This is a genomic window from Paenibacillus uliginis N3/975, from assembly GCF_900177425.1.
Taxonomy (GTDB): Bacteria; Bacillota; Bacilli; order Paenibacillales; family Paenibacillaceae; genus Paenibacillus_AQ; species Paenibacillus_AQ uliginis.
Window position 1 is genome coordinate 5,608,730 of sequence record NZ_LT840184.1, and the last position, 11,672, is coordinate 5,620,401.

The window sequence follows — 11,672 nt, forward strand, 5'->3', positions numbered from 1 at the left end:
ATTGCCGAAAGTTCCATCGACTACCGTCATCTCACACCAGGGGCGATAGAGTCCCTTGCCGTACAGGATGACAGTATTACGGGAAACAAGATTGCGGACGGAACGATTACCAGTCAGCATCTTGCCGATGAAGCCGTCACAGAGGATCATCTTGCACCGGCCTCCGTATTCCCAAAGCATATGTCCTTCACACCGATCCGGAGTACCGATGCTCAGCCTGCAGTCCAGCAGTACGGTTTGACCGCGTTCGCAATTCCGGCAGGAGAAAACACGACCGAAGTGATCGTCAACTTTGAAGAGCCGTTTGCATCTGTTAATTACGTCATCGTTGCCATGAGCAATCATCCTGGCTTCCAAGTATCACTTAAACTTCAAAGAAGCGACGTCACCGTCCTGGAAGTCACACGCCAACCAAACTGCAATTCAAGCTACGGATTTTTATCCTGGATTGCTATCGGTCCATCCCAATAATCCATTCTTAAGCGGTACTCTATCCAGAGTACCGCTTGTTAAATTTAAAGTGCTCTCAGCCTAGTATTTCCCATGTACCCATTTAATCGCTCTACATGTTCGATATCAATAAAATAAGGATACTGTTCGGGTGAGACGGTCAGCAGGCTTGAATAAACTTCATCAAGTTTTTGCTCTATATGAGGTAACAGGAACAGCATTAGCATATCTTGAAATTGCAGCTCTCTGGATTCTTGAGGGTTCTTCACTTCTGCAAAGCAAGACCCCTCCCACCCCATAAACAGGGTTAAAATCAAAGTAAAAACAATCCATCCTTTTCTCAATGTTCTCCTCCTTTGGACAACGGCAGCTGAATATAAATATTCCAAAATAACCATTCTTCATACACATCTCTCGTCCCCGTTCAAACAAAAAAACACGGATCCCCAAATCGGTATCCGTGTTTTTGAACTTATGTTATTAAACATCAAATTTATCCAGATAGGGTCCGACACGGTGATTCTCTACTACTAATCCTAAACAAGCTCTTAACCACCACGGTCGGCCCGTTCATTGGCGAAACCAATTCGCTTTACAACACAATCTCGATTGTAGTGCCATGACCCGGCTGACTATCCGCTGTAATCATACCATCATGCGCAATAATAATATCATGTGCGATCGCCATACCTAGACCGGAGCCTTTATGCCTATCCCCAGTATTCGTCCCCCGATAGTAACGGTCGAAGATCCGTTCCAGTTCCTCTTTCTGAATGCCCTTGCCATTATCGGCCACAGCAATACGAACGCGTCCTTTGTACTCCTGCTCGATACTTACTTGAATGACCACACTCTCATCGTTATGAACAATCGCATTGTCGATCAGATTGCCGATCACCCGCTGCATTAAGATTTTGTCAACGTCTTTGACCAACCGTTCGGCACTGCAATGAAACTCAATTGTCCGCTCTGCATGCCTCGGATCGTTCAACCGGTCAATAACGACATCCCGCACAACTGACACAAGATTGACAGGCTCCCGCCGGACAGCGAGCTGTTTGTTCTTGAGTCGGGTCGACAGATTGAGATCCTCGATCACTTCCTCCAGATAGAGCGCCTTCTGTTCAATGATCGCAGCATACTCCTGCATCTCCTCAACAGAGAGGCGATATTCTACCTCCTTCATCAATTCCGCATACCCCTGAATGGAAGCGAGCGGCGTCTTAATATCATGAGAAATGTTGCCGATCCATTCTTCCTTCATTTTATCCATTTGCCGCTGCTTGTGCTCATTCGCACGCAACTCCTTGGATAGGTTGTGGACATGCTGAAACATTTCTTTATAGATACCTTTAGGCCGATTATGCAGATCGTATTTTTTGTTGGCCAAACTTTTGATCCCGTCCATGAGCGCATGCAGCGGCTCCGTAAGCCGCTTGCTGAATAAATAGGCAATGAACAGTGCAATGAGCGCATCAATCCCAATAAGTAGCAGGCTCCCTATTTTAAGAAACCGCCCTACTTCCCGGTAATCTAAAAGCAGCACATTCCGTTGTAAATACCGATTCTCAAAGCCAATAAAATAGCTGTAAGCGGTCTGCCCCGCCTGCTTTTCACCGATAAACACCGTTGTATCGCCGTCAATCTCTCGATACTTGTACATCTGAACGATGTCAAACGGAGTGTATTTCATCTTGACGCCTTGCGGCACATGATAACCATACCGCTGATTGCCATCCTCATCTAAAATCTGAATCCAGGCTTGCGCGTGATCTAGTATTTCCTTGCCTTCGGCGGTCACATTGACCTCCTGTTGATCAGTGAAGACGATATGTTCGTGGAATGCTCTGGTGATCTCTTCTGCAGATGTCTCCTGCTTATTGAAGATAGGCCCGAACCAGGATGACTGGCCGATAAGCAGCATCGCTATGAGCAGAAAATTCATGGACACCACCATCACAACGATCAGCACAACTGATGTTAAAAATCTGCCAGTCAATCTCCATTTCATCAGCTATTCATCCTTTATGACCAGCTTGTACCCCAATCCCTTCACTGTGACCAGATAGACTGGATTGGATGGATTATCCTCGATTTTCTCGCGCAAACGACGAATATGGACCATCACCGTATTATCGTAGCCGATGAAATCCTCACCCCATACATGCAAGCATAATTTTTCTTTGCTGATAATCTGGTTGGGATGGCGGAGCATGTGGGTGAACAACCCCAGTTCCTTCGGTTTTAGCTCAATCGAGTTTCCGTTCTTGCGCAGCTCCATCTTCTGTTCATCGTAGAGAAACGGCCCCGCCTGAATGACGGGGTCCGGCTTTACTTGAACCTGTTGGTAATCCGCCCGGCGAAAATGGGCTTTAATGCGATAAGCCACTTCTTTCGGGCTGAACGGCTTCGTGATATAATCATCGCCACCTATGGCGAGACCGAGCAATTTATCGATTTCTTCCGTCTTGGCGGACAGAAACAAGACTGGAACTTGCGAGACGCTTCGAATCTGCTTACAGAGCTCATAGCCTTCCCCGTCCGGCAGCATAATGTCGAGCAATACCAGATCCGGCTGCTTCTCCTGAAATTGCCGCCAACCATCTGCCACCGTTACAGCGGTATAGACATGTTCAATGCCTTCCTTGCCGAGCACCGTCTTAAGCAGACGCAGCAAATCCTCTTCATCGTCGACAATTAGCACTTTTCTCAATAGCGCCATGATGTATCCTCCCCGAAGCTTTGGTGAGCTTTTGAATATCATTTTATCATTTTACCATAAGCTTGCCTTGGTGAAGATATGGCGCTCACCGACCATGCTTACTGTAGGCTATTCAAACAATTCCGAGATCGCATTATCATTTTTCTTCTCCATCACCAGCTTGCCGGTCTGATCCATGAGGTAAAACTGATAGAATGCGCTGCTGAAACTCATTGACTTAGATATCATCGCATTATAGTCCTCCGCACTCGCAGTGCTTAATTGATCTCCTGTCCAGAAAAAATGTAATAGCAAACGTTTCTGATTGTGCGGATGTTTGATAATATACGCCCCAGCTGTATTCGGTTTACTCATTGTGGCCTTCCATTTAAAGCCGATATCATCCGCACGCTTAATAATCCCCGGTTTTAACGCCTGAACGAGCGGATTCGTTGCGGCAGAGCCAATTACAATGACATTGCTGTTTGCGAGTTCGTTCTTGAGCTTCTTTTTGATCACTTGCCGTTCCGAGAGAACCGTAGGCTGTTGAATGCCGAAAATATCAAACGTCGTCTGTAATGATTTCAGTACCGCTTGCTGCTGCGCCTTCGCTTTCTTGCTCGCCGATTCACTGAGCACCACCGTCAACGGCTCGCCTTGCAGCGTTTTATCCATGATCCGGCTTATCGTCTCAAACGGCAAATCCGGATTCTGAGCTAGTACACCGTGGTACATAGATTTCATCATCTCATGCATGTACTCTGCCCTCTCAGCATCCGTTAGCTGATACTCGGGCTTCAGCTCGAAATTAGGCTGCCGCAACGCCTGTTCTATCTCGCTTTGCGCCTCTTTGCCTAAAGTCTCGCCAATCGTCTCAAGCAAACCGTCAATGGTCGCATTCTGATAAACGAATCGGTTGAAATAAGCCTTCATGAACAGGTCAAATTTCTCTTCACCAACAGTGCGATACAATTGATATATGGCTTGACGCCCCTTGTGGTAGTAAACTGGTTGCCACAGATCGCCAACCTCCGTATTGGAGGCACTGATCGCCGTATCGAATGCGCCCTCGTCAAGCTGAATGGACTTAAACCCATTCATGACATCCCCTTGTTTTTCCGAAAAATATACTGTAGAGAAGTCCGCAAAACCTTCATCCAGAAATGACTCGGTCTCCGAGTTATTGCCAATCAAGGAATGAAACCATTGATGCGCAATTTCATGTACGAACGCAGTATGGCCTTCTACATCAGGATTCCCCTTGATCATCCCCATCTGAATGAGGCGTGAGAATTCAACTGCCAGCCCTTCTACATGCGATTCCACAATTCGGAATTCGGGATATGGATATTCGCCATACTTGTCGTTGAAGAATTGAATCGCCTTAAAGGCCTGATCAATGTAAGCCTCGATGACCTTTTCTTTTCCTGGCCCATTGTCAAAGTAGTAATACTCTACTGTCAGTCCGTCACGCGTATCTCGCTCCACCTTATAATCTGGACTCGCGAAAAAGACAAACTCACGCGTACGGTTAGCTGTCGTTGCTACCGTCTTGCGGCCAGCTTCGGCATCTTGTACAGTAATCATACCCGGCATGGATACCTGATATGATGCCGGTACATTCAGTTGAACCTCGTAATCGGAGACCGTATAATAATCGGATTCGAATGAAGTGCTGTACGGCGTTCGATCCCACTGATGTTTACTGCCTTCATAAACGGACATCACAGGGAACCAGTGTGCCCCATTAATTATATTTTGATAATACGACAGTCGATGCGAACCGTAAGGAATTTTAACCTTGAAGTCCACTTGAGCGGTTACCGTTTCACCGGGTTTCAACTCACGATCAAGCTTCACTGTCAGTACTTGTTGTTTGTTCTCAAACACAAGCTGCTTTCCTGTCTCTTTTACTTGCAAAATATCGATGCCGCCAAGAAAATCGGCCGCCTGCTTATCTGGATTGTCCTTGCGAATCTGGGCATTCGCCGAGGCAAACATCTGGGCTTGCGTAGACTCCGATCGATTCGCATCAGCGAATGTATGGAAGACCAACTCACGCAAGCTGTCCTTCGATGTATTTTTGTAGATGACCGTCTCACTGCCGTGCAAGGTCATCGTCTTCTCATCCAATCGGGCATCAATTTGATATCGAATCGGACTGTTTGTAGTTGCTTGCTCTTTTGCCTGATGGGCAGACGATGCAGGTGCATTTACGGGTGCCGCCTTAACAATGCCTGTACCGACGATCGGGCTAGCCATTACTGAGAATACAAGCGAACAGGCTACGATTCGAGTTGAAATGTTTTTTCGTTGCAAATGATTCATATGAGCTTCTCTCCTTTATGCTGATTCTTGCATTATACACCCCAAACCTTTCATCATCTTGCTGTTAACCTTACATAATCCTTAATTTAGCATTTGTTCCCAAGAAATCTGTAAGAAACTTCGCATTCAAGTCACTAAGGGCTGCCCGGGTCCAACATTGTGCTATGGCTCGGATGCTTTATGTATCGCATAAGTTCTGAACACAAAAAAAGAGACCCTGAAGGCAGATGCCTTCAGGGTCTCTCTTCAGCTTTGCAGATACTGGTTCTTATTAAACGAAAGCACCTAAGATGATAACCAGCAAGATGAACAATACCAGAACTATTCCTACTGTGCTGCCGAATCCTCCGCCGTATCCTCCTACATCACCCATGAATGATTCCTCCTTTGTTTTAAACTACACCTTATCTTATGATGATTACATGGAACGGTCAGGGCGTTTCGGCAACAATTGCTTGCTTCGCTCATTTTTGATTTTAATGATTCTAAATCGCTTATCATCACCATCTCCCCCAACAAGAAAAAACGAGTCCGAATGACTCGTCCCGTCAAACCTCTTTTTACTTATCGCCAGCCCCTTTTATAGCCTGTTTAACAGCCTGATGCCCGAATACAGCAAATGCGCCAGTCAGTATGCCCTGGATAATTGCTTCCATGCTCCATCCAATCAGGCCCACAGCAAAAACGACAGCAAACACAACAACAATATAAACGATGCTCCAATCCGGTACCTTTGGCGTTTTCTTTAACATGTAGCCAATTACCCAACAAGCCGCGACAACAAGAAACAACCTCGGATCGATCAATTCAAAAATCATGCTCCATTCCATTTTGTACACGTCCTCTCTAATATAATTCACAATGCGTCAAGAGACGGATATGTCTGCTGTCCAGATGGATTATGTTCCATTCATAATTAGACGATTCAGATTTTGAAGATCTTAAGAATGCTTGTTTATTAACATATTATCCTGGACCTCGGAAAAGTACCTACAGCAAAATTAAAACCCGAACACCTCATGAAATTAATCATCACGTAATTTGTGCAAGAAGTAGTTGTAGTAGAGCTTAGATGATGCTTATTCACGAAAACTGCACTACCTTAATCACACCCCCTCTGGTATAATTTGCCTAGGCAGATGCTTTTGAGAGAGACTAGAGTAATAGGCAATTGACATAGTGTTACAACTTTTTTCAATTGCTGTCGATACTAGGCCACCCGATGCACGGAGCGTTTTTCAAGAACTACGCTCAAGCTCCAGATCAAAAGAAAGCTGAGATTAAGGCAATTCTTGAATTTTACTTTAGAGCAAGAGAAACTCAATCCAGGACAACAAGGGGAGTAATCCCGTTAGCAAATACCTCAGCCGATGGGGACTCAGAAAAGAGAATCAGGCATGAAAGGTTTAGGAAAGTTTTCAGTATTACTATTGTCATTAACTGTTGTTTTGACTGCGTGTAGCTCTGGAAAAAACGAGCCCACGAACGCGCCAGCATCGTTTAACAATGAGTCAACAACCGAAGAAAGTGCTGTACCAGCAAGTACTTCAACTGAAACAGAGAAAGAGAAAGATAAAGTCGAAGTAGAAACAACATCATATAAGGGTGATGGTTTTTCATTATCGTTTCCCTCCTCATGGGAAGCTACTGAGCTCAACATTCCATTAATAGTAGCGGCATTTGTTGACTCTAACCCGAAGCATGGTTTTGGAGACAATCTTAATGTAACGGTTGAAGATTCTTCTGCATCAGCGAAAGAAGCAGCTGATCTGACAGTATCCCAATTATCCAGTGGTGCTGGAGGGGAAGCTATTAAAGATTATAAAAAGATAGATTACAAGGATCATTCTGTTTCCGGTAACAAAACTGCTGGTGTCCTAAAATCCCAGTATAATCAACCACAGTCAGGAGCCACAGTTATTTTGACGCAATACTTTGTGTCGACTGGAACGAAACTTTATACAGCATCCATTACCTTCTCAGAAGAATCCTATAAAAACGGCGGAGAAGAAATGGTCCAAAAGATCATTGATTCCTTCCAAGTAACTGAAACCGTGGCAACCAGTACGAGTACAGATTCAAATACTGAAAAAGCTACAGCGAATACGAATGCAGCCGATATGATGTCAGTGCTTGTTCCTAATATAATTGAAAACGGAGTTGTTAACGAAAAAACATATAATTACATTGTTAACAACCACGAACTGTTCCCTGCAGTCACCGCCGAATCGAAAAAGGCCGCAAGTGCTAAAGTGGATAAAAACATAACCTCACGCCACCTGTTCAAGAATATCAATCCTTATTTGGACAAAATGGTGGAGGTAAGTGGATACGTTGTTGAGGTTACAGAAGAGCAAATCGATGAAAACACCACCATCGCTGAGGTTCACATCATGGATGACAACGATAATTCTATAGTTGGTATCTACCTTAACTCAACGGGTGACATCCTGGATGAGGACTATGTTACGATGCGGGGTGTGCCAACAATTCAATACTCATTCGAGAATGTTGGCGGTGGAACAACAATCGCTGTTCTTTTAACAGTATCAACTCTTAAAAAGATTCAATAAGTCACGTTTTATATATCACTCTAAAAGAAAAAGCCCTTTCTGGGCTTTTTCTTTATTAACAAACCGAATGTGTATCCACGTCACTGGCGGCTGCATCTGTTAGTTGCTGAAACGGCTTATGAACTGCTTGATCCGTTCGTTTAATACTCCGGGGGCTTTCGTCGGAATCCGGTGATCGACTTTTTTAATGAAAACCAACTCACTTTTCGGCAATCGTTGATGCAACATGTTGGCGTAAGGATGGAAGTGCTTGTCTTTTTCCCCGTAAACGAGCAGGACGGGAAGATGAATTTCCTGGAGTTGCGAGGAACAGTTATACTTCAAGCTATATCGGTAATACTGTTCCGCATTTTTGGCATTTCCTTTTTTCGCATCATTGAATAAATCACGGAATAAAGAAACATTTTTAGCTTGATTCCAGGCAGTGGAAAAAGCGATCGTGCCGACTGCTCCGATTTTTGAGAAAACAGCCCCCAAAGATATTCTGTTTCTTAGACGCCTGTCATTCACTTCAGACATTCCGCCGATGACGATACCTCCCCATGCCCGGTCGGGATGAGTCAAGAGAAACTCAAGCACAACCGAACCCCCAGTAGAATATCCGCACAAAAATATTTTTTCGATGCCTAACTGGTCTATCAACTGTTTGATATCCTCAACGATTAAAGGATAAGTAACCGCTTGTTTGGAAGGCTCACTCTTGCCATGTCCTCTGATGTCAAAAGCAATGGTTCGAAAATAAGGCGACAACCCTTCGATTTGGTATATGAAATTTAAGCTTGTCAGTACCGGTGGATGAATAAAGAGGATAGCGGTTCCTTTTCCGCGATCAATATAATGCATCGAGTATCCGTTTATGTTGGTGGAAGTCATTTTATCGTCACACTCCATGTTAAATCATTCATAAGTTGGTTTTTTGCACAATTATGATATAGAGTGTCCAGATTGAAGGAAAGTACTCCATCAAATAAATCGGGATATACAATAAAAAGTGGGTGGTTTAGTAAAAACATATCTACACTATCATCTCGTCTGCAAATCGATTAGGATTCGATGATTGAGTTAGGAGAAATCAAAGGCGCGGTGTCTTCAGAATAGAGAACCCGTGCCATATAAGACTTTATAACACCACTCATCAATGATTATTCGGTTTTTGTTTCCTTTTACTCCACATCTATAGGATGCTTGATTTTATCCTTATAAAAATCAATGTATAGCTGTCCATCACTTCCTTTGACTGCATAAAATACATCCTGTTCTCTTTTCCCACGTGATTTCAGCTGAGTTGTCAACCATTCTTGAGAAATATTATTAGCGTCAAAATTTCCATGCAATACCTCTCCATCCATAATAAGCTCGATGGGAAACTGTTGGGCACCACTTATCCCTTTTCTCAAATCTTTCAGGATAGTACTTTTGTATTCTCTTTTTTTCATAACGGATATTTTACCATTGATTTCAAGAAGCACATGCTCGACCTCGTTTAAGTCAAAAATATCTTTTTGTCTGAGCAATTGGTTTAATGAATCCATGGTTAGATTGTTCTTTTTAAGATTATCTTCAAGAATTTTTCCACTTTCAATAAGAACTGTTGGTGTACCTTCTACCCACATGCGAAATTTTCTGCTCTTTAGTACAGTCTTAGTTAATATAAATGATGTACCTGTAACAGCAACAAGCGAGATAATAAAGTAGACTACCTCTATTTTATAATTAAATGCCATATTCCCAGCGATAGATCCCATAATGATAGCTGTAACAAAATCATGGAAGTTCATAGTGGAAAGTGTTTGTTTTCCTAAGATTCGTGTGATCAAGAGTAGCATTACAAAAGCAGAAATACTACGTAGTAAGATTATCAGATGCTCGCTCAAAGTCTTCACTCCAAACAACTAAATTGTTCATTTGAAATTTCACTTTCATAGTATGGTCCATACTTATTTATTTAGTCAGATAATTGCCTCTGGAGCTATTTCAATTTACAACAACACTTGTACATGGTGGTTTTCTGCACTCAGCTCAAAGCGTCAGTATGAAATCACTTACATCCCTATCCTAATCACACAAAAAAAGCGCGGTCTCCAAAGTTCGGAAAACCGCGCCATGCTTGAATTTTTAAAGATGCTGGTGAAGGGAATTGAACCCCCGGCCTACGCATTACGAGTGCGCTAACTAGCGCTATTTCCCCCGATACCTGACGTTGCCTATAACGCACATTCAGACGTGTCTTACGGATCTATCGGAGTCCTACGTATTTCCATTATATCCCGCGCAATCCTATAACGCAATGTTTCCGAAGTTTTAAAACTTGGCGGAAAATTTTAGCGGATCGGACTCCATTATAACTGGTAATAATTGGGTCAGAGCTTAATTTTGTTGTGCGGAAGGTGCGATGGCCTGATTTCGGGTTGATTCGAAAAAGGCCCGCCCCCCTTCGCTTCACCACGGTAAAGTACGAAGGCGTTATGCATTCGATATTCATCCGAGGGTCTACGCACTGGTAATGCGTAGGTCCTGCGTTCACCTTAGAAACCGCACAGTTACGCGATTTGTCCGATTGCGTCCGATTATGCATCGTATTCATACCGTTTATATGCGGATCTGGCGTATAATTATGCGGATTGACCCCCGAAGTTTTCGGAGGGGTCGCGTCCCAGAGGCATCGAGCCGATGAAATCACGCTTTAAATCGGAAGTACCACGAAGTGAATAAGCGCCAATAATACGCACCGATATGCGAAATAATCACGCGAATAATAGGTTCCGATAACGCTGAAAAATTCCGCAAAAGTCATGTTTTGTAACAGGTTAATTCCGATTACTTAACGCAGAATTAACGGATATTTACGCAAATATAGCCGTATTCAGCCGTTTTAAGCTATTACGAAATCATTTCGGATTATCCGACTAAATTGTGGATTAGGTTACGTCAACCATCCCGAAGCTATAAAGAAACGCTCTACTTGCGCAGGCGTATTGAGTTCCCAACGCAACTTCCGATGTGGATGTTTTGCTCGAACCTTCCTCGTAATTGCCTTGCCTAATTCCCTATCGAAATCATCACGTTGACGCCAGCGATAAAGAGTCATGCGGCTGATCCCTAGTATGTGCGATATATCTTCGTGATTTCGCGTTGGTACATCCGATAATAAGTCTATCGCAGCGTAATGTAATTCGTTCAGCGGTGGCCGTCGTGTTCGGCGTTTCTTCTTCGCCATACTTGCGCTCCTCCTTCGTAAATAAAAAAAGGCGGAACCACAACGTAAGTGAATACGCCATGATTCCGCACAAATTAAATCCGATCTATTACGAGATATCCCTGATTATCCGCGTACATCGCCACGGCAACACGGTCGCCAGCCTTTATCGGAGACATGACGGTCATCTCGACGACTTCACCGCCATTAATCGTTACCTCGCGTTTATGGTCGCGTAGATGCTCGCAGACTGTTACGTCATCCGCGTCTAACTCTATCGGCATATTATCGATTTTTATGCGTATGTCCGGTAGCGGTGCGAGAATAGTCGCGAACTCTATATCGACGTCTTTGTTATGGCCGATCTCTCTAACGAGCGCCTTGAATTGACTAACGGGCCCGCCTTCGATTAATAACGCCACAT

At 43.9% G+C, this 11,672-nt stretch carries 12 protein-coding genes; 2 read left to right on the forward strand and 10 right to left on the reverse strand.

The annotated features are described in order from the left end of the window. Positions 1-471: WIAG-tail domain (locus B9N86_RS26110; RefSeq protein ID WP_208915986.1), on the forward strand; the 471-nt coding region annotated here is incomplete at its 5' end. Between the two features lie 44 nt (positions 472-515). On the opposite strand, the gene B9N86_RS26115 is transcribed toward B9N86_RS26110, so the two are convergent. The 6 genes from B9N86_RS26115 to B9N86_RS26140 form a co-directional block, all read right to left on the reverse strand. Continuing rightward, complete coding sequence (locus tag B9N86_RS26115) at positions 516-794, reverse strand: DUF3888 domain-containing protein (RefSeq protein ID WP_208915987.1); 279 nt, start codon at positions 792-794, stop codon at positions 516-518. Between the two features lie 248 nt (positions 795-1,042). After that, the gene (locus B9N86_RS26120; RefSeq protein ID WP_208915988.1) at positions 1,043-2,461 is read right to left on the reverse strand and encodes a sensor histidine kinase; all 1,419 of its coding nucleotides are present in this window, start codon (positions 2,459-2,461) and stop codon (positions 1,043-1,045) included. Between the two features lie 3 nt (positions 2,462-2,464). After that, entirely contained in the window at positions 2,465-3,172 is a 708-nt protein-coding gene (locus B9N86_RS26125; protein WP_208915989.1) for a response regulator transcription factor, read from the reverse strand. A 108-nt stretch (positions 3,173-3,280) separates the two neighbouring features. After that, positions 3,281-5,479, reverse strand: a complete 2,199-nt coding sequence (locus B9N86_RS26130) for a M1 family metallopeptidase (protein WP_208915990.1) — start codon at positions 5,477-5,479, stop codon at positions 3,281-3,283. A gap of 271 nt (positions 5,480-5,750) precedes the next feature. Then, complete coding sequence (locus B9N86_RS26135; RefSeq protein ID WP_208915991.1) at positions 5,751-5,852, reverse strand: sporulation protein YjcZ; 102 nt, start codon at positions 5,850-5,852, stop codon at positions 5,751-5,753. A gap of 187 nt (positions 5,853-6,039) precedes the next feature. After that, entirely contained in the window at positions 6,040-6,309 is a 270-nt protein-coding gene (locus tag B9N86_RS26140; RefSeq protein ID WP_208920780.1) for a phage holin family protein, read from the reverse strand. 567 nt (positions 6,310-6,876) lie between these two features. Here B9N86_RS26140 and B9N86_RS26145 point away from each other — a divergent pair. Continuing rightward, positions 6,877-8,052, forward strand: a complete 1,176-nt coding sequence (locus tag B9N86_RS26145) for a PsbP-related protein (protein ID WP_208915992.1) — start codon at positions 6,877-6,879, stop codon at positions 8,050-8,052. Between the two features lie 99 nt (positions 8,053-8,151). Here B9N86_RS26145 and B9N86_RS26150 read toward each other — a convergent pair whose 3' ends face one another. The 4 genes from B9N86_RS26150 to B9N86_RS26165 all read right to left on the reverse strand — a co-directional run bounded on the left by B9N86_RS26150 (position 8,152) and on the right by B9N86_RS26165 (position 11,670). Next, on the reverse strand, positions 8,152-8,925 hold the full coding sequence (locus tag B9N86_RS26150) for an alpha/beta fold hydrolase (protein WP_208920782.1): 774 nt from the start codon (positions 8,923-8,925) through the stop codon (positions 8,152-8,154). 290 nt (positions 8,926-9,215) lie between these two features. Then, the gene (locus B9N86_RS26155; RefSeq protein WP_208915993.1) at positions 9,216-9,926 is read right to left on the reverse strand and encodes a DUF421 domain-containing protein; all 711 of its coding nucleotides are present in this window, start codon (positions 9,924-9,926) and stop codon (positions 9,216-9,218) included. A gap of 1,049 nt (positions 9,927-10,975) precedes the next feature. After that, on the reverse strand, positions 10,976-11,269 hold the full coding sequence (locus B9N86_RS26160) for a helix-turn-helix domain-containing protein (RefSeq protein WP_208915994.1): 294 nt from the start codon (positions 11,267-11,269) through the stop codon (positions 10,976-10,978). Positions 11,270-11,343: 74 nt separating this feature from the next. Then, on the reverse strand, positions 11,344-11,670 hold the full coding sequence (locus B9N86_RS26165; protein ID WP_208915995.1) for a DUF2577 family protein: 327 nt from the start codon (positions 11,668-11,670) through the stop codon (positions 11,344-11,346). Positions 11,671-11,672 lie beyond the last annotated feature (2 nt).